A 21,951-nucleotide genomic window follows, 5' to 3' on the forward strand; every position below is an offset into this window, starting at 1 on the left:
GGCCACACCCTCAGCGTCCTCCCTTCCTGGACTGGTTCAAGACTTATGCTGGAGGTGAATTTTTGTAGAGGGAACGCGGCGCACCTTCAGCGCACGAGCTGAGCCGTGTTCTCCCTGGTGATCGAGCCGGGCACCACGGAAGTTTCATTCTCGTCTCCTCCGGCCGTCCCCGACGGCACATGCCAACGACAACACCAGCATTCCGGTGCACACTGCAAGCCCCGCCGCCATCGCGCGGCCATAGTTCCCGGCGTCCGCGGAGAGGATCGCGAGATACAGGCCGGGCACCGCGGCGAGGCTGACGGTGGCCGACAGCCGCTGCGACAACTGCAGGAGTCCCACCGCCACGCCACTCACACAGGGCGGCGCGTACTCCAGCGTCATCGCACGGTTGGGGGCGTCGACGAACCCGCTCGCGACCCCGGACACGACTGCGAGGGCGGCGACCACCGCAAGCACCGACGTCCGCGGCACCACATTGGCCGCGACGACGTATCCGGCGACCACGAAGAGTTCCGCGACGATCGCACCCACCACCGCAGCGCGGCCGAACCGAGCGACCACCCGCCAGCCGAATGCCGACGTCACAGCCATCATCAGCGAACTCCCCGACATCACCACGGCCGCGTGCAGCGCGGGGACGCCGAGTCCCTCGATCAGGTAGAGGCTCATCACGGCGTTCATCGCCAGGATCGCGCCGAACCAGAACAGCGCCACCGCTGTCCCCAGGGTGTACCCACGTGCCCGCATCAGTGCGGGCAACAGCACCGGGGTGCCGCCCCGACTCGCGTGTCGCCGCTCCCACCACCGGAAACATCCCAGGGCGAGAACGGAGCCCGAGACTGACAGCACCGGCGCGTCGCCCCGACGTGCGACACCGTGGGCAACAAGAGAAGCGCCGTCGCCGCGGCGAGCAGCCCGAGACCGACGACGTCGACTGTCGCCCCCGACCGGGAGCGGCTGTCCCGGCGCAGGAACAGCGCACCGAGCACCACGGTGACGACCGCGAACGGCACGTTCAGCACGAGCAACAGCCGCCATCCCCACTCAAGACCCCCGACTCCGAGGAGCGCACCGCTGAGGATCGGACCGATGAGACCGGCGAGCCCTCCCGCCGTTCCATACGCCGCAAGCGCCTTGGCCCGACGCGTTCCGGAGTAGCGGTCGGAGATGATGCCGAGAACCTGGGAGCTGACGACTCCTGCGCCCACGCCCTGGCCGAGGCGGCCCGCAACGACCGTCCACGGCTCCGCGGCAAGGGCACCGAGCAGGCCCATCACGGCGAACAGACTCAACCCCGCGAGGAACAACCGCCTGCGGCCGATCAGATCACCCATCCGTCCCGCCGGGACGAGCGCGAGACCGAAAGTCAGCGAGTAACTCGCCAGAATCCACTGGACGTCCGCCGTCCCCGCATCGAGGGACGACCGATTGCCGGCAAGCCGATTCCCAGCACCGCGGAGTCGAGGAGTGTGGTGAACCCGGCTGCGGCGCAGACGAGCACCTCCCGCCATCCCGCCGTGTCGTGCGGCGCCGGTCGGACGTCGGCGCGTTCCCCAGCTGTGTCGAGGTCGGTCAGGATCGGCCTACCGATTCTCATCCGTGGAGGTCCGGACGACGTCGGCGTCGACCAACGCCACGGCCCGCCCCTCCTCGGACACGACGACCGGCCCTCGATGCCCCGCGATTCGTCGCACCGCCACCGACAGCTCTTCGGTGATCCCCACGACGGGCAACGGCTGATCGACGTGCACGCCGATCGGGTCGTCATCCGGAGCGTCTGACAGCGCCGCGGCACTGACGGTCCCCTGGATCTCGGCGACCACGACCGGACCGGTGACCGGGCGCGCCAGCACGACGGGTAGGGCCGGGGTGTCCGCGAGCAACTCACGCGCCTCCGCGACCGTCGCGGTGGACGGCACTGCCCGGGGTGCGATTCCCCGGCCGCCCAGTGCGTCACCGACAACGGGTCCGGTCGCTGCGTGGTAGAGCGGGAAGCCCAGCCGTCCCAGCCACTCGTTGTCGAAGTACTTCGACAGGTAGGCCCGGCCCGAGTCCGGGACGATCACGACCACGACGTCGTCCGGACCGAGGGTCCGCGCGACCCTCAGGGCTGCGGCCACCGCGATACCGGCGGAACCTCCGACGAGGAGTCCTTCCTCCCGGGCGAGGCGGTGCAGCACCGTCAGCGCCTCGATGTCCGGGATCCGCTCGAGTCGGTCGACGACGTCCGGGTGATACGAATCCGGCCACTCGTCGTGCTCGGTCTGCGGGTGCAGGAAATGCCCCACGGATTCGATGTACCAGGCCCGTCCGTCTCCCCCGCCGTAGACGGAGGTCTCGGGGTCCGCGCCGATGATCTTTACGGCCCCGCCGGAGATCTTCGTCAGGAACTCCCCTGTCCCCGTGATGGTCCCACCGGTTCCGACACCGGCGACGAAATGAGTGACTCGGCCCCGGGTCTGACGCCAGATCTCCGGTCCGGTCGTGGTGCGGTGCGCGTCGGGATTGGCCGGGTTGTCGTACTGGCCGGCGAGCCAGCCGCCGGGGATCTCCGCCGCGAGACGAGTGGCCACGTTGCGTACGAACTCGGGATGGTGGCTGGGCCTGCCGCCCGGTGTCACATGCACCTGCGCCCCGTGCCCCCGCAGCAATGCGATCTTCTCGACGCTCGTCTTGTCGGGGACCACGACTACGGAACGGTATCCCCGAGCGGCGGCGACCAATGTCAGCCCGACCCCGGTATTGCCCGACGTGCCCTCCACGACGGTGCCTCCGGGCAGGAGTTCCCCGGATTCCTCGGCCGCGTGGATCATGGCCAGGGCGGCGCGATCCTTCACACTTCCGCCGGGGTTGAGGAACTCGAGCTTGGCATACACCGTCGCGGAGATGCTTCCGGTTACCCGGTTCAACCGGACGAGGGGTGTGTTGCCGATGGCGTCGGTGATCGAGTCGTAGACTCCGAGGCTCGCAGCGTCGACTGTAGGGGGATCGAGGATGGTCATGCGTCTGCCTTTCGAGGCCGCCCGGGTGTCACTCGGTCAGCATCGCAAGAGCAGTCGTCGAACAACAGGATTCGCGTCACGCCGATCAGATCTTCAGTGGCTCACCACGAACGGCGCAGCGAGTTCACCCCGAAATCCTGGAGATTCGAATTCTTCTCGTGTGTTGCCGAATGGGCTGTAATTCGGGGCGACCGAGAGCGAAGGGGGTAGTCGAAAGATGTCGACACCGGTGACGACACTGCAACCTCACGACACCGAGTTGTGGCAGTGGCGATTGTCTGCGCGTTGCCATGAAGCGGACGCGGAGATCTTCTTCCCGGCGGACGCCGAACGCAGGAACGCTCGCTCCGAGCGGGAAGATCTCGCCAAGGAGTTCTGCCGCGGCTGCGCGGTCGTGGAGGAATGCCTCGAGTATGCCCTCCACACCGGGCAACAGCACGGCGTCTGGGGTGCGACGACACCGGGCGAACGGCTGGCACGACTCGGCCGGTGAACGAATGCCCGCGCCGGCATTCTGACACGAGCGGCTCGGCCCGAGCGTCCTCACCGGATCGGCTGCCGAGTTATATTCGCGGCGAGTAGATTTCGTGTGCGTCCCTGGGCGGAAAGGTACGTTCATATCGCCGCAGTCATGGGAGAGACTGCGGTTGCGTGCGGTGTTCGAGAAGAGGGGTGAGAACGCCGACGTGGTGGATGGCCCCGTCAACGTCGTCTCCTCGAGACGAGTTGGCGGGGTCTCCGTTCGATCGCGAAGCTAGGACATTCCGGTCACGCGGCTGGGCTCCGTCGCAGCTCCGGGCGGGCAAGTGCCTCGGGAATCTTGCCGGTGTCGCGCTCGGTGAACACGGTTCCCGGCGGGACGATCTCGTCGATCTTGTCCAACACGTCGTCGGACAACCGCACATCGACCGCGTCCAGGTAGGTGTCCAGGTGTTCGATAGTTCGTGGTCCGACGATTGCGGACGTGACATCGGGGTGTGACAACACGAACGCCAGCGACAGCTGGATCAGGCTGAGACCCAACTCTTCGGCCAGCACGGCAAGTGCATCCGTGGCCGCGAGCTTCTCGGCGTTGGAGGGTGAATCGATGTCGAAGCGGCCCTTGATGAGTTCCGCGCGGAACGACTCGGGCTGCAGCGCCCCGATCCGGTACTTTCCGCTGAGCCAGCCCGCCGCGAGCGGACCGTAGGTGATCACGCCGAGCCCGTACTTGCGGGCGATCGGCAGGGTTTCTCGTTCGATGCCGCGGATCAGCAGCGAGTACGGCACCTGCTCGCTCGACGAGCGTTGCAGGTTCCGTGCATCGGCCACCCCTTGGGCCTCGACCAATTCCGCCGGCGAGAACACGGAGGTCCCGTAGTAGCGGATCTTGCCGACACGAACCAGGTCGTCGAGCGCTGCGACGGTTTCGCCGATCTCGGTCTGCGATTCGGGCCGGTGGACCTGGTACAGATCCAGGTGGTCGGTGCCGAGACGCCGCAGACTGCCCTCCACAGCCTCGGTGATCCACCGGCGCGAGTTACCGCGATGCTGCGGGTTGTCATCGACGGCGTTGTGGAATTTGCTCGCCAGAATCACGTCGTTCCGGTGGCCTTTCAACGCCTTACCGACGATCTCCTCGGATTCACCGCGCGAATAGGTGTCGGCCGTGTCGACCACGTTGATGCCCGCGTCCAGTGCCCGGTGGATCACCCGGATCCCGTCCTCGTGCGTGGTCTTGCCGCGTGCCCCGAAGTTCATCGTGCCCAGCGTCAGCGGGCTGACCTTCACACCCGTGCGTCCGAACACGCGGAAGTCCTGCAGTGCCATCAGTGATCGTCATTTCCTGCGATTGTGGCGCGGCGACGAGTTGCCGCGTCGGTGAGCGATGGGGGGCGGTAGCCCTCGTCGGCCGGGCTGATCGTGACTCCGGGCGCGACTATGTCGTCGATGCGATCCAGGATGGCGCTGCTGAGCCGCGCGTCGACGGCGCCGAGTTGACTTTCCAGGTGCTCGAGGGTGCGTGGTCCGATGATGACGGTGCTGACGGCGGGATGCTGGAGGACGAAAGCGAGCGAGAGGTGGATCAGCGACAGCCCGGCGTCGTCCGCGAGCTTGAGAAGTTCCTCGGCTGCCGCCCGCTTGCGCTGGTTGGCGATCAGGGCGGGGTCGTGGCGGTGCGGCTGACGGGTCAGCCGGCTGGACTCGACGGTCTCGGTCTCGCCGGCGCGGTAGCGGCCCGACAGCCAACCGCCGGCCAGGGGGCTCCAGGTGAGCACGCCCAGCCCGTGCTTCTGGGCGATCGGCAGCGTGGCGCGTTCGGCGGCCCGGGCAAGGATCGAGTACGGCGGTTGTTCGGTGACCGGGCGCTGCAGGTGGCGCCGGTCGGCGGCCCACTGCGCTTCGACCAGTTGGTGCGGCTCGAACGTGGTGGTGCCGAAGTAGCGGATCTTGCCCTGCCGCACCAGGTCGTTCAACGCGCCGAGGGTCTCGTCGAAGTCGGTTCCGGGGTCGGGCCGGTGAATCTGGTACAGGTCGAGATGATCGGTCTGCAGACGTCGGAGGCTGTCCTCGATCGCCGTGAAGATCCAGCGCCGCGAGTTGCCGCGATGGTTGGGGTCGGAACCGATCTGGCCGTGGAACTTGCTGGCGAGGATCACGTCGTCTCGGCGGCCTTTCAGCGCCTTGCCGACGATCTCCTCGTTCTCCCCCTGCGAGTACACATCGGCGGTGTCGACGACGTTGATTCCGGCATCCAGCGCGCGGTGGATGATCCGGGCGGCGTCGTCGTGGTCGGTGTTCGCCCAGGATCCGAAGTTCATCGCGCCGAGTGTGAGGGGGCTGACCTGCACACCGGTCCGTCCGAGGTGGCGGTACGTCATGATCTGGTTTCTGCTTTCTGTCGTCGCAATCGTCAGCGGGCAAACGAATTGATCGGCTCACGGAGACCGAGGTGGCTTCGGAGCGTCCGGCCGGGGTAGTCGGCACGGAAGATTCTGCGGGATCGGAGGATCGGGACGACATGGTCGACGAAATCTTCCAGATACGAGGGCAGAACGGCCGGGATGACGGTGAACCCGTCCACGGCGCCCGACCGCCACCACGTCTCGATGTGATCGGCCACCTGCTCCGGAGTGCCGATCACCACGCGGTGCCCGCCGAGGAACTCCGACAGGAGCTGCCGGACGGTGTGCCCGGTGTCGGCCGCGTACCGCGTCAGGGACGCGAAGAATCCCTGCGGTCCGATCCGGTTCTCCGGCAACGTCAGGAGCCGCTCGGGGAGAGGTGCGTCGAGGTCGAGTTGCTCGTCCGGGTAGCCCAGCCACCGGACGAGCGCACGGACCGGTGCGCTGTCCGGGTGCACGCGGGACTGCAATGTATCGAACTTTGCGGAAGCCTCCGCGGTGGTGCCGGCGATGACGGGGACGAGACCAGGCAGGATCCGGATCTGTGCGGGGTCGCGGCCTTCTGCGGCCGCGGCGGCCCGGATCTGCCCGGCGAACTGCCGTGCCGGCTCGAGCCCGAACTGGGTGGCATAGATCGCCTCCGCGTGGGACGCCGCGAAGGCTTGGCCCTGAGCGGACGAACCCGCCTGCACCAGTACTGGTCGACCTTGCGGGGAACGGGTGACGTTCAGGGGCCCGGCCACGGTGAAGAACTCACCCCGGTGCTGCGCCGCGTGCACCTTGCCGGGGTCGGCGAATCGTGCCGACACCTGGTCGCCGATCAGGGCGTCGTCTTCCCAACTGTCCCAGAGCTTCTTGGTGAGTTCGACGTACTCGCCGGCACGACGGTAGCGTTCGTCACGTTCGGGTAGATGTTCGATGCCGAAGTTGCGGGCGGCGTTCGGCTCGAACGTCGTTACCACGTTCCAGCCGGCCCGGCCGCCGCTCACATGGTCGAGCGAGAGAATTCTGCGGGCCAGGTTGTACGGCAGATTCAGCGTGGACGTGGCGGTCGGGATCAGTCCGACACGTTCCGTCGACACTGCCAGGGCGCTCGTGAGCAGGACCGGGTCCAGCGTGGCCGCGGGTCCGCGGGCGATGCTCGGCTGCTGAACCGGGATGTCCGGGAACAGCAATCCGTCGAGCAGTCCTCGTTCGGCCACGGCGGCGACCCGCTGGTAGTGCTCGAGCCGGATGAAGGCGTCCGGGGTCAGCGCGGGGTCGAGCCACGCGGCGGGGTGGTATCCGGCGCTGCCGACGTTGACGAGGAAGTGCATGGTGCGGTCGCCGCCGGTCATCATGCCACCACCCGATCGGTCGCATCGCCGCGGCCGGGCACGGTGTGTGCCGGGACGGCGAGGCCGAGGTGTCCGCGCAGCGTCGTCGACTCGTACTCGGTGCGGAACCGGCCGCGGCGTTGCAGGATCGGAACGACGTAGTCGACGAAATCGTCGAACCCGCTGGGCAACACGTCGGGCATCAGGTTGAACCCGTCGGCGATGCCCTTGTCCACCCAGTCCAGGATCGCGTCGGCGATCTGCTCCGGGGTGCCGGTGACGATCCGGTGCCCGGCGCCACCGCCGAGTCGGCGCAGCAGCTGCCGCACGGTCAGATCTTCCCGCTGCGCCAGTCCGACAGCGATCTTGTAGAACGTCTGCGATCCGCCTGCCTCGTCCGCGTCTGCCAGAAGGTGCCAGGGCAAGGGCCCGTCGAGCACCAGTGCTTCCTCGGGAACCCCGAGTTGACCGGCCAATCGGGTGAGCGCATATTCTGGCGGCACGAGTTCGGCGAGCAGTTCGCGGCGGCGATGTGCCTCCGCCTCGGTGCTGCCGATCACGGTCGACAGACCGGGCAGGACGACGACGCCCTCGGCGCTGCGCCCGTATCCCACCGCGTGGGCCTTGACGTCTCGGTAGTACTCTGCCGCTTCCTGCTCCGTCTGCGCGGCCGTGAAGATGACCTCGCCGACGCGGGCGGCGAGTGCCCGCCCGTCCGTCGATGCACCGGCCTGCACCACCACCGGCTCCCCTTGCGGAGAGCGTGGAACGTTCAGCGGCCCGGCGACGTCGAAGTGAGGTCCGTGGTGGTCGGTGCTGTGGATCTTGTCGGGGTCGGCGAATCGCCACGTCGATTTGTCGCCCACCAGGGCGTCCGGCTCCCAGCTGTTCCAGAGTTTCCGCACCACCTCCACGAACTCGGCAGCCCGGGCATAGCGATCGGCGTGGTCGGGTTCGTCGTCGAATCCGAAATTGCGTGCTGATTCCTTCCCGGCCGTGGTCACCACGTTCCAGCCGGACCGGCCGCCACTGAGCTGGTCGAGGGTGGCGAATCGCCGTGCGACGTCGTACGGATCGTTGTAGGTGGACGACAGCGTGCCGATCAGTCCGATCGCACTCGTCGCAGCAGCCACCGCGGCCAGCACGACGGACGGTTCCAGACTGTTGAACGGCCGGTACCGCAGATCTTCCCGGATCGCCGGACCGTCGGCGAGGAAGATCGCGTCGAGCCTGGCCGCCTCCGCTTTCCGGGCGATGCCGATGTAGTGGTCGAGCCCGAAGGCGGCGAGCGGATCGGTTCCGGGAAACCTCCAGGATCCGCCGAAGACGCCGGAGTTGAGAATGTTGACGTTGAGGTGGACCTGCCTGTTCACTGCTCCTCCTCGAGCGGTGCGCCGGCGGCAATGGCCGACTTCCCGAGGTTGGTGACGACGAAGTCGCTCTGCGGGAAATGAATCCGGCCCACCATGGCGTTGCGGTGATGCCGTTCGAGTGGGTTGCTGCGGGACAGTCCGGGGTTGCCAGTGAGGTCGAGAGCCGACTCGGTGATCCGGATCGCCGTCGTCGTGGCCACGTGCTTCGCCAATCCGGGCAAGGCGCTATCGGACTCCACTTCCGCCACCGCGTGGCGGAGCAGTGCCCGGCTGGTCTGCAGTTGTGCTTCGATTTCGCCTACGCGGTCGTGGAAACGCGGAACCGTGGCGAGCGGGGCGCCCAGCGCGGTGGGGACGCGCGTGTGGAGATATCGGACCAGCCAGTCCCTCGTGGCGATCGACACCCCGTTGTAGTTGGCGGCCAGGAGTAGGGGCAGTGCCTGTCTGCCTGCGCCACGGACCTTGGCGGTCCCGTCTTTGGGGTCACGCAGATCCACCAGCCGGGAGTGCGGAATACGGGCATTGTCGAAGATCACGGTCTGTGTGTCCGATGCGCGCAATCCGAGGGGGTCCCAGGTCTGCTTGACCCGCCATCCCGTGGCCTCGCGGTCGAAGAGGAACGTGGCCACCCGCGGCTCGGGGTCCGTGGTGGTGGCGGTGACGGTGAACCAGTGCAGTCCGGAGATGCCTGTTCCGTAGGCTTTCTCTCCGTCGATGCGCCAGCTTCCGTCGGGCAGGCGGGTGGCGGTGGTGGCGGGGACGCCGCCGCGGGACAGGCTGCCGAGTTCGCGTTCTACCGCGAGACCGTTGATGAGGGCACCCTCGGTGACGGCTGTCCGGAACACCGCCGCCTTCAAGTCGTCGGGCCAGGTGTTGTCGGGCCGCTGCAGCGTCAGATGGTTGGTGTAGTTCCACTGCAGGATCAGTCCCACCGACGGGTCCACGGCTCCGACGCGTTCGATCACCTCGACGGCCTCGGCAAGTCCGGCTCCTCCCCCACCGAACTCCGCGGGCACCGTCAACGACTGGGCTCCGATCCGCCGAAGCGCGGCGAACGCGTCGAAGGGGAATTCGCCGGTGAGGTCGTGGTATTCACCGCGGGAGGCGATGAATGCGAGGACCTCCCGGAATCGGTTCTCGTCGAGTCCCAGCGCAGCGCTTCGGGGTTCGGTCAATCCGACAGTCATGTCAAACGTTCCTTCCTGGTCCGGCGACGGATGTGCCGGACCGGTGGCCGGTACCTCGACTGGCCGTGCTTGCGGCGGGCGCCCCGGTCTCGGCCACCTCGAGGCCGAGATTGCCGCGCAGGGTGCTGTGGGCGTACTCGGAGCGGAAGAGTCCGCGTGCCACCAGATGCGGCACCACCTGGTCGACGAAAGCTTCGAGACCGGTGCCCACCTCCCCCGGCATGATCGTGAAGCCATCGGTGGCGCCGCTCCGGAACCATGCCTCGATACGGTCCGCGATCTGCTCGCCCGTCCCGACGGCCAGTTGGTGCCCGGCCCCACCCGCGAACCTGTGGATCAGCTGCCGGGCGGTGAGAGGTTCGTCGGCGAGCAGGGCACGGGTGCTCGCGAAGAACCCGGCCGAACGAGGCCGGGAAGACGAGGCACCGGGAAGATCATCGGCACGGATCATCGTGTCGAGGTGAAGGTTGTCGGGGTCGAGACCGAGTTGACCCGCGAGCTGCCGCAACACCGGCTCGAGCGGAATCGTCTCGCGCAGTTCCTCCTCGCGCCGTCTCGCCTCGGATTCGGTGCCCCCGACGACAGTGATGAGACCGGTCGACACCTTGACCCGGTCGGGATCACGCCCGCTTGCCGCCGCTCTGCCGCGGATGTCCGTCCTGAGGTTCCTCGCGACGTCGATGGTCTGCGCTGCCGAGAACACGAGATCCGCGTACTTTCCCGCCAACGTAAGTCCGCCTTCCGAGGCGCCTGCCTGCACGATGAGCGGTCTGCCCTGCGGTGAGCGTGGGAGCGGCAACGCTCCCGCGACCGACAGGCGCGGACCACGATGTTCGGCCGGACGGATCCGGTCCGGGTCGACGAACCGGCCGCTTTCGGTGTCGCCGATGACGGCGTCGGCCTCCCACCCGTCCCAGAGTTTGGTCACGACCTCGACGAATTCGTCTGCCCTGCGATACCTCTCGTCCTTCTCCGGTGGATCCGGATACCCGAAGTTGGCGGAGGCGGCCGGATGCTGGGTGGTGACGACGTTCCAGCCGGTGCGGCCACCCGTGAGATGGTCGAGCGACAGGTACCGCCGGGCCAGGTTGTAGGGGTCGTTGTAGGTGGATGATCCCGTCGCGATCACCCCGATGTGTTCGGTGCCCGCGGCCGCATCGGCCAGCATCACCACCGGGTCGAGACCGAGACCGGGGGCATGATCGATGTCCGCCGACAGCGCGGGGCTGTCACCGACGAAGACGGCGTCGAGGCGTCCCCGCTCGGCGATGCGGATGAGACGCCGGAAATGCGCCGGATCGACGAAGTCGCCGGGGTGGTTGCCTTCCACCCGCCAGGAACCTCGAAAGTGTCCGGGCGTGAGAAGTGAAATATTCAGGTGCAGTTGCGGACTCATTGTCACCAATCCGAACGAGGGCGGGAAGGTCGGGTGTGCAGACCGGCCGTCGACCACGGCACCCCCTGGGATGCCCTGTCGTACTTCAGTATCGAGGGCGCCCGTGACGCGAACAAGCCAGTGGTGCTACGAGGATCGTTAAGAATTCCTCAACGCGGCATCGATGAGCCAGAGAGGGTTCAGGACGCGAGTTGTAGTGGTGCCGCCACCATGCGCAGTGCCCGGATGGCCGCGGCCACCGCCGGACGCTCGATCGACGCCTGGCGGTAGGTGACGCCGATCTGCCGCGCACCGTTGGCAACCGGGCAGGCAATGAGGTGCCGATGGGTTTCCGAGACCGCCATCTCCGGGATCACCGCTACCCCGAACCCTGCTTCGACCATTTCTGCCATCCCCGTGAAGCTGCCGCACCGATGTTCGATCCGCGGGGTGAATCCGGCCTGACGGCACGCGAACATCACCGACACGATGGAGGGCGCCCCGTCGGAGGCGGCGATCCAATCCACGTCCGCGACCGCGCCGAGCCCGTGCTGCCTGGCCTTCTCCCGCAACGGAGTCGGAGCCAGCAGCACGAGTGGGTCGTCGAACAGGAACTCCGAGTCCAGACCGGCGGGAAGGTCCCGGGCCCGGAACGAGTAGGTATAGGTGATCGCCAGATCAACTTCCTGCTGCCGGACCGCCGGCACCGAGTGGACCGGCATCGCGTCGATCAGCCGCACCCGCAGTCCGCGGTGCTCACGACCCAGCCGCGCGGCCACCGGCAGCGCGAGCCGGGTCAGCGCAGTCTGGAACGTTGCCAAAGTGAGGACGCCGGTGACCGATTCCCCCGTCGCCGCGACCGCGCTTTCCGCCTCCTCCAGTGCGGCAACCACTCTCGAGGTGTGATCGACCAGCACCCGGCCCGCGTGGGTCAGACGCAGCACGCGTCCCTCCCTGCGCGTCAACACCGCCCCGACCTCGTCCTCGAGGATCCTCAGCTGCTGGGATACCGCGGACGTGGTGATCCCGTGGAGTTCGGACACAGCCGTCATCGTCGTGTGCTCGGCGAGGTCACGGAGCAGAATCAACCGTCGAATGTCATACACAGGAGGTCCTCGTGGGTAGATCGGCCGGTCGCGCGGGTGATCTCCGTTCGGCCGTATCACCATGCTGCCCAACCGCGACCGTTCAGCACAGGTTTGCGATCATGACGATTCTGTTCAGTCTGTTTTGTTGCGGGCGCCGAGTCCCCGACCGGGAATGGCCGCGAGGAGTTCGGCCGTGTAGTCGGTCGCGGGGTCGGTGAAGACCTGCTCGGCGGCTCCGTATTCCACGATCTTCCCGTGGTTCATCACCGCGACGTCGTCACTGATCGCACGCACGACGGCAAGGTCGTGCGAGATGAACACGTAGCTGAGGTCGAGTTCGCGCTGCAGACGATCGAGCAGGACCAGAATCTGATCCTGCACCGACACGTCCAGCGCCGAGACCGGCTCGTCCAGCACGACAATCTTCGGTTCCAACACCAATGCCCTCGCGATCGCGACGCGCTGACGTTGACCCCCGGACAGTTCGCTCGGTTTCCGTTCCAGGTAGGCGGCGGGCAGCGCCACCTCGTCGAGCGCCCGCCGCACGCGTGCTGTCCGCTCCGGGCGCGTGGTGCTACCATGTGCCCGCAGGGGCTCTTCGATGATCGAGAAGAGATCGAATCGCGGGTCGAATGCGGCATACGGGTTCTGGTACACGATCTGGATGTCCCGGCGGTGCCGCCGGAACTGCCTGCGCGACAGTGCGGTCACGTCGGTTCCGAGGATCTCGATCGATCCACTCGTCGGCTCGGTGAGCCGTACGAGCATCCGGGCAGTGGTCGACTTGCCCGACCCGGACTCCCCCACGATCGACAGCGTGCGTCCCCGCCGCACATCGAACGAGACGTCGTCGACGGCGTTCACCGCGGCCCTCGCGCCGGGCACGGTGAACTGCTTGGTCAGATGCCGCGCCGACAGCACGACCGGGGTCTCGGCGTCCTGCACGGTCGGCGGCTCGGCGCGTGTTCTCCGGCCGAGGGTGGGAGCGCTGCGCAGCAGATGCCGTGAGTAGTCGTGCGCCGGGTCTGCGATCACCGATCGCGTCTCGCCTTGCTCGACGATCTCACCGGCACGCATGACCGCGATGCGATCGGACCGATCGGCGGCGACACCCAGATCGTGGGTGATGAGGACCATCGACGTGCCTGTGCGGTCGCGCAATTCGTCGAGTAGGTCGAGGATCCGCTTCTGTACGGTGACATCGAGACCCGACGTCGGTTCGTCCGCCACGATCAGATCGGGGTCGCCCGCGATGGCGATGGCGATCAGCACACGCTGCCGCATTCCCCCCGACAACTCGTGCGGGTACTGCCGGTACCGACGCGCGACGTCGGTGAATCCCACCTGCTCGAGCAGTCGGTGGACGTGATCTCGCCGCGTCGCACGGTTCTCGTCGGTGTGCAACTTCAGGACGTCCTCGATCTGCGGGCCGATCCGCTTGATCGGGTTGAGCGACACCGTGGGGTCCTGCGGGATCAGGCTGATCCGGGAACCCCGCAATGCCCGCATCCGGTCGGTGCCTGCCTCGACGAGATTCTCGCCGTCGTGCCGGATCTCCCCCGCCAGCACGTCGCCGTTTGCGGGTAGCAATCCGAGGATGGACTGACCGATCGTCGTCTTTCCGGAGCCGGATTCGCCGACGAGCGCCAGCACCTGTCCCGCGCCGAGTGTGAGGTCGACGCCAGCCACCACGGGGACGGTTCCCGACGCTGTGCGGTACCCGACCCGCAGTTTCCGCACATCCAGGACGGGGATCCGATCCTCTGTCACGACCTCGCTCACGGACGGCGCCTTTCTCCCAGGTAGTGGCTGATTCGGTTGGTCGCGAGCACGACGGCCACGATCGCGAGGCCCGGGAACAGGGTCAGCCAGTAGCGTGAGGCGATGTAGTTTCGCCCCTCCGAGACGAGGAGACCCCATTCCGAACTCGGTGGCTGCGCGCCGAAGCCGAGGAAACCGAGCGACGCGATCGCCAGGATCGCCGTCCCGAACTGCAACGCCGCGAGCGACAGCACCGTGCCGGTCGAGTTGGGCAGGATGTGGCGCCACAGTATCGCGCCGAACCTGCTGCCCGCGCTGATCGCCGCCTCGACGTAGAGGCTCGAACGCACGGTGAGCACCTCGGTACGGACCAGCCTCGCGAACGTCGCGCTCGATGCGAGCCCCACGGCGAGAGCCGCGTTCACGGTGCCGAATCCGAGGACGACGACGATCGTCACCGCGAGCAGGAAGCTGGGCACGGCGAGCAGTACGTCGACCACCCGCATCAGCACGGTGTCGACGAGTCCGCCGAAGGCGCCGGCGAGCAGTCCCGTGAGCGATCCGAGAACCAGACCGACGGCCACCGCGATGAACGATCCTGTCAACGAGTGCCGGGCACCGAAGATGACGCGGCTGAACATGTCCCGGCCCAGGTAGTCCGTGCCGAACAGATGCTCGAGCGACGGCCCCCGCAGCTTCAGCGACGGTGTCGCGGCCGTGGGGTCGACCGAGGTGAACCACGACGGGAACAACGCCCAGGCCAGCACCACCCCGATCACCACGGCGGCGATGGTGACGTCCCACCGTGGCCTCCTGCGCCGAGATGCCGGCGGCCGCCACGGCGACTCGGTGCCGCCCGGCGACTCGTTCTCGCTCGGACGCAGGGAAACGTCGAGTTGTTCGACCGCGGTCATGCCGCCTCCTTGACCTTGTGTGCGCGGATCCGGCCACGACCTCCGGTGAGCCGGATCCGCGGATCGACGAGTGGATACAGAAGATCGATCACCAGATTGACGACGACGTAGACCGACGCGGCCAACAGCACCACCGCCTGAATCACCGGAAGGTCCTGTGCTTGAACCGAACTCTGCGTGAGTCTGCCGATGCCGTCCCGGGAATAGACGGTCTCGGTGACGAGAGACCCGGCGATCAGCTCGCCGATGGTCAGCCCCAGCAGGGTCAGCCACGGCAGTATCGAATTCCGCAGCACATGATGACGGAATGCATACCCGTCGTCGGCGCCTTTCGCGAAGACCACCTGCACGAACTGCTCGCGTTTGATGCTGTCGAGGGTACGGATCAATACCTGGGCGAGCGGAGCGGACACGGCGATCCCGAGGGTGAGAACGGGAGCGACCAGTGCACTCGCGCTGCCGTCACCGACCGCGGGAAGCCAACCGAGTTCGAACGAGAACACCTGCAGGAACAGGATGCCGATCAGGAATGTCGGAACGGAGGCGAAGAGCGGCGGAACGGACAACAGCAGGCCCCGCAACCATCCGAAGCGGCTGTACGATGCGGCGACGCCGAGCGCGCCCGCGATCAGGAGTCCCGCCAGCAGGCTGAACGCGGTGAGCTGGATCGTCGACGGCAGCGCCTCGGCAATCAGTGTGCGGACCTCGGTCCCCCGGGTGAGCGAGTAGCCGAAATCGCCGCGCAGCACCCCGACGAGGCGATGCAGGTATTGCGTGACGATCGGCTGATCCAGCCCGTAGTACTCGCGCAACCGTTCCCCGTCCTCGGGGGTCAGCCCGCTGTCGGGCGCGCTGATCCGGATGCTGATCGGATCACTCGGCAAAACCGCGAGGAGCACGAACGACGCGGTGTATGCGGCCCACAGCACGAGGAACGCCTGGCCGATCCGCGACGCGATGTATCGTCCCATCCCAGCCTGCTCAGTTCTCGCTGAGCCACGTGCCGTAGAACTCCGACCGCGCGACAGGGTCGGTGCCGAAGCCCTGCACCGTGGGAGACACCGCGAAGATCTGGGTCTCGTCGTAGAGGGGAATCACGACGGCGTTGTCGATGAGGTACTTCTGGATGTCTGCCACCGCGGACTTGCGCTGCATCGGGTCGGTGATCGCGGCCTGCGCTCGGACGAGCTCGTCGAGCCGCGGATCCGGGGCGAAGGTGACGTTGTTCAAGGTCGAATCGTAGGACGTGCGCAACACATCGGGTTCCGCTCGGCTGAGCTGGCTCTGCGAGAACGGTTGCCCCTTCTCCGCGACGGTCTTGGTGTACGTGCCGTAGTCGACCTGCTTGACCTTCAGTTCGACGCCGGCCTTCTTCCACTGCTCGGCGAGCAGTTCCCACGTCGCCTTCGACGGCTGGTAGAACGGGGCGACGTAGCCTTCGACGCTGAGCCGCTGACCGTCCTTGACTCGAATACCGTCGGCACCCACCTTCCACCCGGCATCCTCGAGGAGTTGCTCGGCACGGTCGAGGTCGTAGGTCAAGGCGCCGGAATTGTCCGAGAACCACGGCGACGACTGCGGCAGAATAGACTTCGCCACTCCGTAGTTGGGTGAGAGCACCGTGTCGACGATCTCCTGCCTGTTCGTCGCCGCCTGGAGTGCAAGTCGCAGGTTCTTGTCGGCCACGAACGGCGCGGTCTGGTGAATGTTGAGATGATTCGTCTCGCCGTCCACGCTCTTCGCGATGATGTCGATACCCGAGCCGGCGAGGAGCTCTTCGTCGTAGGGCTGAATGTTCCGGGCGATGTGCGCCTGACCGGACTGCAGGCTACCGGTCCGCACACTGCCCTCGGTGACGACCTTGAAGACGATGCGGTCGAGGTACGCGCGGCCCTGATGTTCGGAACTCGGCGGAGCCCAGTCGTAGTCCTCGCGCCGCTTCAGCACGATTTCCTGGTTGCTGTTGGAGGATTCGAGCACGAACGGCCCGGAGCCGATCAGGTTGGCGATCTGCCCCTGTTCGTCGAGGTTCTTCCCCAGTGTCGACGGCGCGAGAAGACCCGACCGGTAGATGGACGTCACCTGGAGGAATCCGGCGTTCGGTGTGGACAGGTGAACTCTGACCGTCTCGTCGTCGACCACGTCAGAGCCGGCATAGTTTCCGAAGAACGCGTCTTTCACGATGCCCAGTTCGGGCGCACCGAAGCCGTGCTGGTCGTAGTTGGCCTTCACGGCCTGCGCGTCGAGCGGTGTTCCGTCACTGAACGTCACACCGTCACGGAGATGAAATGTGTATTCCAGACCGTCGCCGCTGATGTCCCAGCTCTCCGCGATCCACGGTTCGATCTCGCCGGTGTCCGGATCCTGATACGTCAGGCGGTCGACCAACTGCGGGGTGACCTGGCTGTTGGACCACAGCGTGTTCGTGATGTTGAACGCCTGGTACTCGACCGGGTCGAGGAAGGTCAGCGTTCCGCCGTACACGGGTTCGCCCGCGGCGCCGTCGCCACCCGACGCGCCGGACCCGCAGGCGGCACCGAAGAGGAGGGAACCGACCACCGTGGCGGTCAGCGCGACGGATCGAATACGAGAACGTCTCGAGTTCATCTCTGTTCTTTCTGAGGCTGGATCGGCGATCAGGACGTCTTCTGCTCGCCGTAACGGTCGGCGAACGACTTGGGAGTGGTGCCGTTGACCAGATAGTCACCGATGACCGTCGGCTTGTAGACCACGGGGTTGTGTGAGGCGAGGGTGCGGGCGTTCCTCCAGTGGCGGTCCAGGTTGCGCGTCTCCCGCAGTGCAGAGGAACCGCCGGCATTGAAGATGAGGTTGGCGGAGTCCAGAACTGCGTCGATCACGGCAATCTGGGCTGCGGACGTGTTCACGAAGACCTGCGCGTACAGATCGGGGGTGAAGTCCTCGGCGGCGAATCGTGCGTTGACGTCCTCGAGTTCCGTTGCGATCCGCTGCAGGATGCTGTCGACTACCAGAACGTTCTTCGCGATCTTCCCGACGACACCGAGGACGGCGTAGTCCGTCGTCGCCGCGTCCGACGGTGCATGCAGACTCGTGCGGGTCCGGCTCCGCACGAGTTCCACCGCATCGTCACGCAGGTTGCGGTTGATCCCTGCCAGCGTCGCGAGGTGCACGATCTGCACGAACGAGGACTGCTGGTCGAGAAATCCCGGGCGGTGCCCGAACTCGCCGAACTCCGCGACCGGCGACCCGTCGAACGTGGTGGTGCCACTGGCGGTCAGCCGCTGGCCGATCCCGTCCCAGTCGTCGATGCGGTCGACGCCGGCCGCGGTGGCCTCCACGACCACGAAGCGGCGCCGTCCGTCGCTGTCCGTCACGGCGACCCGGATGTAGTCGGCGTACAGCGTTCCCGTCGTGTAGTACTTCTCGCCGGATACCACCGCCTCACCGTCGCGGTCGGTGACGGTGGTCGAGATGTCGAACGTTCCCCGGCCGGTCGGCTCCGACTGCGCGTTGCCGAATGCCGCTCCCGCACCGATCTTCTCCAGCCAGTACTCCCGGACCGGCCCGTCCTCCAGATTGCGGAGGATCTCGACGGTGGTGAAGTGCCCGCGCAGGACCTGCGGGATGTTGGAATCGGCCTGCCCGAGCTCCGCGAGAAGTTCGAAGAGGTCGGGCAGGCTCACGCCGAGGCCACCGAACTCGACGGGGACGCGCAGCGCGCCGAAACCGGCGGCGAACAGCTCTGCCACCTCCGGGTACGGCAGCTCCCGGGCGCGTTCGCGCCGCGCCGCGCCTGCGGCGAGTCGCGCGAAGATCTCTCGGAACCGCGGCAGGGAACGGTCCACCGCGGTGGAATGATCGCTGACGTTTCCGGCCAGGGTGACGGTCATGAAGGGTCTCCTCGGATGAAGTGATGGAGAGCCGTCACTCGGGAGGGTGACGGTCGAACGGACGGGTTACCTGGACGGGCAACCCGTGGAGAGCTGCTCGGCAGGCCCGGTGCTCCATCTCATCTCATATCGAGACATGTTGCAGATCAACATAATCGCCCTTGACGCTTCGTGAAGATCCGCTAAACCCGGGTCTCGTCGCCGGGTGCCCCTGCGGGTTCGTTCGCGGGCAGGCCGGCGGCCTTCCATGCTGCGAATCCACCGTCGATGTGCACCACGTTTCGGAATCCCCGCTCGAGCAGTCCCTCGGCCACCGGGCCGGACCCCGCCACGGATCCGCACACGACGACGATCGGCTGGTCGAGGGAGATGATCGCGGCATGCCTCGTGGGTGAGTCGAGTCCGAACTGTTCGTCGAGTGCGTGGCGGTCGGCGACGATCGCGCCGGGGACCTCGCCGTTCTCACCGCGCCCCCTGTCGCTGCGCACGTCGACGAGCACGGCGCCGCCCTTGACGGCAGCGGCCGCGAGCACCGGCGTGACGAGAGCGGGCGTGAGTCGGCTCGCGGCGCGGGCGGTATCGGTGTTGTCGGTCATCTGTTTTCCTTCTCTGTGAGGGGCTTCGGGTGTCAGAGAGCAGCAGCGAGAAGCGGATTCTCGCCGGGCACGGCCTGGAAGAGGTTGCGGGTGTAGGCCTCACGCGGCGCGCCGAAGATGTCGTCGACGGGCCCCGATTCCACCACTCGCCCGCCGCGCATCACGGTGACGTCGTCGGCGATCAACCGCACCACACCCAGGTCGTGGGTGACGAACAGGTAGGTCAGCCCGAATTCGGCCTGCAGATCCACGAGGAGCTGCAGAATCTGCGATTGGACCGAGACGTCGAGCGCCGAGACGGCCTCGTCGAGCACGACGATCCTCGGATCGGCAGCGAGTGCCCTCGCGATTGCCACCCGCTGCCGTTGCCCGCCGGACAGTTCGACGGGCTTGCGCTGGAGAAAAGTGCTGTCGAGCGCGACGGCGTCGAGCAGTTCGACCACACGGTCACGGCGTTCGGAACGATTCTTCCGAATCCCGAACGCAGCCAGTGGTTCCGCGATGATCTGCTCGATATCGAGCTTGGGGTCCAGTGACGAATACGGGTTCTGGCGTACCAGTTGGATCCTGCGTCGTACGGGGCGGAGCCGGCGGTGGGACAGCCCGTTGATTCTCTCTCCTTCGAGCAGGATCTCACCGGCATCCGGGCGAGTGAGCCCGACCGCGATTCGCGCGAGCGTGGACTTCCCGGCACCCGACTCGCCGACCACGGCGTGGGTGGAACCGGCGACCACACCGACCGTGACCCCGTCGACCGCGATGAACTCGGACGCCTTCGCGCCCGACCCCACCGTGAACCGCTTGGTCACGTTACGCATTTCGAGCACGGCGCCGGAACCCGTGGTGGCGTCCGCCCCGCGCACGGCGAGCGCGAGCGGTGACGGCCCGAGGCGGGCGCTGCGGAAGGACGGTGCAGCGGCGATCAGCGACCGGGTGTACTCCTGCCGCGGGTTCTCGATCAGCACCCGTGTGTCGCCCTGTTCGACAATCCTCCCCTGCTGCATGACCACCACGCGGTCGGCCCGATCGAACGCCACACCGAGGTCGTGGGTGACGAGCAGGACGCCGAGCCCCAGAGTGTCGCGGAGAACCGCGAGGTGATCGAGAATCACCTTCTGGACCGTCACGTCGAGCGCCGAGGTGGGCTCGTCTGCGACCAGCAGCGCCGGATCACTCGCGAGGGCGATCGCGATGAGGACACGCTGCTTCATCCCGCCGGACAGTTCGTGTGGGAACTGGGCGTAGATCCGTTCGACGCCGTTCAGTCCGGCGAGGCGCAGTTTCTCGAGAGCCAGCTCCCGTGCCGGACCCGAGTCGATCTTGCGGTGCAACCGGATCGCCTCGAGGACCTGCACACCCACTCTCTTCACCGGATTGAGTGACGTGCCCGGATCCTGCGGAACGAAACCCACGAACGGACCTCGCAACTGGGACAGCTGCCGGTCCTTCCATCGGGTCACATCACGCCCGCCCAGGTGAATGGTGCCGGAGTCGATGGACGCCGACGACGGCAACAGTCTCAATGCGGCGTGGATGGTGGTGCTCTTGCCCGAGCCCGATTCGCCGACGACGGCGACGAATTCACCCGGGTGGACGATCAGACCCATATCCTCGACCGCCGTCCTTCCTGCCCCACGGGCTGATCGGTAGCTGACCCGCAGATCGTCGATCTGCAGTAGTGGACGGTCACCCTGTGCAACGTTGCCCATCTAATCTCCTAGCGATTTGCTGATGCGGTTGGTGGAGAGCACGACCACGGCGATCAGGACGCCGGGCAGGATCGAGATCCAGGGGTACGTGGCGAGGTAGTCGCGGCCCTCCGACACGGCGAGACCCCACTCGGGCTCCGGCGGCGGAGCTCCGTAGCCGAGGAACCCCAGTGCCGCCACGGCCAGGATGGCCGACCCGCATTCGAGTGCAGCCAACGACAGCACGGCGGCGACGGAGTTCGGCAGCACGTGCCGGACCACCACCCGAACAAAGCCGGCACCGGATCCGTATGCCGCCTCCACGTACTCGCTCTGGGCGACCTTCAGCACCTCGGAGCGCATCACCCGGGCAAATGCGGCAACCGCGGAGATCCCGACGGCCAAAGCCACATTGAGAGTTCCGTACCCGAGCGCCGTCACCACCGTCATGGCGAGCAACAACGCCGGAATCGCCAGCAACACGTCGACGAAACGCATCACGATCGCGTCGGTCCGTCCCCCGACGAACCCGCTGAGCAACCCGATGACCGAACCGACGACGAATCCCACCAGGACGGCGAGCAGCGTCGCACTGAGCGTCGTGGACGCCCCGAAGATCAGGCGGGCGGAGAGATCCCTGCCGAGACGATCGGTACCGAAGAGGTGTTCGGCACTCGGTGGGCTGAAGCTGGCGTCGACGTCACCGTCGTAGGGGCTGAACGAGGTGAACCAGCCCGGCACCACCGCCCAGAGGACGACCGTGACGGTCACCAGCCAGGACAACGCCAGGCCGGGCGCGGTCGATGCCAGCCGCGCGAACTGCAGGACACGGTCGCCCGCCGTCTCGACGGTGGAGCCGACCGACGAGCGGATATCGAATGTGGTCACTGTGAC

At 66.9% G+C, this 21,951-nt stretch carries 20 protein-coding genes; 1 reads left to right on the plus strand and 19 read right to left on the minus strand.

Annotated features, from left to right (window positions below):
• Nucleotides 1-144 precede the first annotated feature (144 nt).
• Genes PSR88_RS02935 through PSR88_RS02950 form a run of 4 tightly spaced genes read right to left on the minus strand, consistent with a single transcriptional unit; the run spans nucleotide 145 to nucleotide 3,005 of the window.
• A complete protein-coding gene (locus PSR88_RS02935) occupies nucleotides 145-768 on the minus strand; it encodes a hypothetical protein (protein ID WP_237723885.1) in 624 nt (207 codons plus the stop codon).
• The gene (locus tag PSR88_RS02940; RefSeq protein ID WP_342338899.1) at nucleotides 750-1,391 is read right to left on the minus strand and encodes an MFS transporter; all 642 of its coding nucleotides are present in this window, start codon (nucleotides 1,389-1,391) and stop codon (nucleotides 750-752) included. The genes PSR88_RS02935 and PSR88_RS02940 overlap by 19 nt, the downstream gene beginning before the upstream one ends.
• Complete coding sequence (locus tag PSR88_RS02945; RefSeq protein WP_237723892.1) at nucleotides 1,370-1,600, minus strand: hypothetical protein; 231 nt, start codon at nucleotides 1,598-1,600, stop codon at nucleotides 1,370-1,372. The genes PSR88_RS02940 and PSR88_RS02945 overlap by 22 nt, the downstream gene beginning before the upstream one ends.
• Nucleotides 1,587-3,005, minus strand: a complete 1,419-nt coding sequence (locus tag PSR88_RS02950) for a PLP-dependent cysteine synthase family protein (RefSeq protein ID WP_016880860.1) — start codon at nucleotides 3,003-3,005, stop codon at nucleotides 1,587-1,589. Before PSR88_RS02950 ends, PSR88_RS02945 begins: the two co-directional genes overlap by 14 nt.
• Nucleotides 3,006-3,234: 229 nt before the next feature.
• Here PSR88_RS02950 and PSR88_RS02955 point away from each other — a divergent pair, with 229 nt between their 5' ends.
• Nucleotides 3,235-3,498, plus strand: a complete 264-nt coding sequence (locus tag PSR88_RS02955) for a WhiB family transcriptional regulator (RefSeq protein WP_272942749.1) — start codon at nucleotides 3,235-3,237, stop codon at nucleotides 3,496-3,498.
• 275 nt (nucleotides 3,499-3,773) lie between these two features.
• Here PSR88_RS02955 and PSR88_RS02960 read toward each other — a convergent pair whose 3' ends face one another.
• The 15 genes from PSR88_RS02960 to PSR88_RS03030 form a co-directional block, all read right to left on the minus strand.
• Entirely contained in the window at nucleotides 3,774-4,814 is a 1,041-nt protein-coding gene (locus PSR88_RS02960) for an aldo/keto reductase (RefSeq protein WP_016880859.1), read from the minus strand.
• Complete coding sequence (locus tag PSR88_RS02965) at nucleotides 4,814-5,866, minus strand: aldo/keto reductase (RefSeq protein ID WP_016880858.1); 1,053 nt, start codon at nucleotides 5,864-5,866, stop codon at nucleotides 4,814-4,816. The genes PSR88_RS02960 and PSR88_RS02965 overlap by 1 nt, the downstream gene beginning before the upstream one ends.
• A gap of 32 nt (nucleotides 5,867-5,898) precedes the next feature.
• Nucleotides 5,899-7,227 (minus strand): NtaA/DmoA family FMN-dependent monooxygenase, encoded by a 1,329-nt coding sequence (locus PSR88_RS02970; RefSeq protein WP_020476747.1) that lies wholly within the window; start codon nucleotides 7,225-7,227, stop codon nucleotides 5,899-5,901.
• A complete protein-coding gene (locus tag PSR88_RS02975) occupies nucleotides 7,227-8,579 on the minus strand; it encodes an LLM class flavin-dependent oxidoreductase (protein ID WP_016880856.1) in 1,353 nt (450 codons plus the stop codon). The genes PSR88_RS02970 and PSR88_RS02975 overlap by 1 nt, the downstream gene beginning before the upstream one ends.
• A complete protein-coding gene (locus PSR88_RS02980; RefSeq protein ID WP_016880855.1) occupies nucleotides 8,576-9,766 on the minus strand; it encodes an acyl-CoA dehydrogenase family protein in 1,191 nt (396 codons plus the stop codon). The genes PSR88_RS02975 and PSR88_RS02980 overlap by 4 nt, the downstream gene beginning before the upstream one ends.
• A gap of 1 nt (nucleotide 9,767) precedes the next feature.
• On the minus strand, nucleotides 9,768-11,162 hold the full coding sequence (locus tag PSR88_RS02985) for an NtaA/DmoA family FMN-dependent monooxygenase (RefSeq protein ID WP_051004114.1): 1,395 nt from the start codon (nucleotides 11,160-11,162) through the stop codon (nucleotides 9,768-9,770).
• Between the two features lie 179 nt (nucleotides 11,163-11,341).
• On the minus strand, nucleotides 11,342-12,247 hold the full coding sequence (locus PSR88_RS02990; RefSeq protein WP_016880853.1) for a LysR family transcriptional regulator: 906 nt from the start codon (nucleotides 12,245-12,247) through the stop codon (nucleotides 11,342-11,344).
• Between the two features lie 114 nt (nucleotides 12,248-12,361).
• The gene (locus PSR88_RS02995) at nucleotides 12,362-14,011 is read right to left on the minus strand and encodes a dipeptide ABC transporter ATP-binding protein (RefSeq protein WP_016880852.1); all 1,650 of its coding nucleotides are present in this window, start codon (nucleotides 14,009-14,011) and stop codon (nucleotides 12,362-12,364) included.
• Complete coding sequence (locus PSR88_RS03000) at nucleotides 14,008-14,904, minus strand: ABC transporter permease (RefSeq protein ID WP_016880851.1); 897 nt, start codon at nucleotides 14,902-14,904, stop codon at nucleotides 14,008-14,010. The genes PSR88_RS02995 and PSR88_RS03000 overlap by 4 nt, the downstream gene beginning before the upstream one ends.
• Entirely contained in the window at nucleotides 14,901-15,875 is a 975-nt protein-coding gene (locus PSR88_RS03005; protein WP_016880850.1) for an ABC transporter permease, read from the minus strand. Before PSR88_RS03005 ends, PSR88_RS03000 begins: the two co-directional genes overlap by 4 nt.
• Before the next feature lie 10 nt (nucleotides 15,876-15,885).
• Nucleotides 15,886-17,511, minus strand: coding sequence for a TIGR04028 family ABC transporter substrate-binding protein (locus PSR88_RS03010; RefSeq protein ID WP_016880849.1), 1,626 nt, complete (start codon nucleotides 17,509-17,511; stop codon nucleotides 15,886-15,888).
• 29 nt (nucleotides 17,512-17,540) lie between these two features.
• Nucleotides 17,541-18,773: an acyl-CoA dehydrogenase family protein gene (locus tag PSR88_RS03015; protein WP_016880848.1), complete on the minus strand. Its 1,233-nt coding sequence runs from the start codon at nucleotides 18,771-18,773 to the stop codon at nucleotides 17,541-17,543.
• A gap of 182 nt (nucleotides 18,774-18,955) precedes the next feature.
• The gene (locus tag PSR88_RS03020; protein ID WP_016880846.1) at nucleotides 18,956-19,369 is read right to left on the minus strand and encodes a rhodanese-like domain-containing protein; all 414 of its coding nucleotides are present in this window, start codon (nucleotides 19,367-19,369) and stop codon (nucleotides 18,956-18,958) included.
• A gap of 32 nt (nucleotides 19,370-19,401) precedes the next feature.
• Nucleotides 19,402-21,078 (minus strand): dipeptide ABC transporter ATP-binding protein, encoded by a 1,677-nt coding sequence (locus tag PSR88_RS03025; RefSeq protein ID WP_016880845.1) that lies wholly within the window; start codon nucleotides 21,076-21,078, stop codon nucleotides 19,402-19,404.
• Nucleotides 21,079-21,945, minus strand: a complete 867-nt coding sequence (locus tag PSR88_RS03030) for an ABC transporter permease (protein ID WP_016880844.1) — start codon at nucleotides 21,943-21,945, stop codon at nucleotides 21,079-21,081.
• Between the last annotated feature and the right edge of the window lie 6 nt (nucleotides 21,946-21,951).

The organism is Rhodococcus sp. DK176 (assembly GCF_038447315.2).
Classification (GTDB): Bacteria; Actinomycetota; Actinomycetes; order Mycobacteriales; family Mycobacteriaceae; genus Rhodococcus_F; species Rhodococcus_F jostii_A.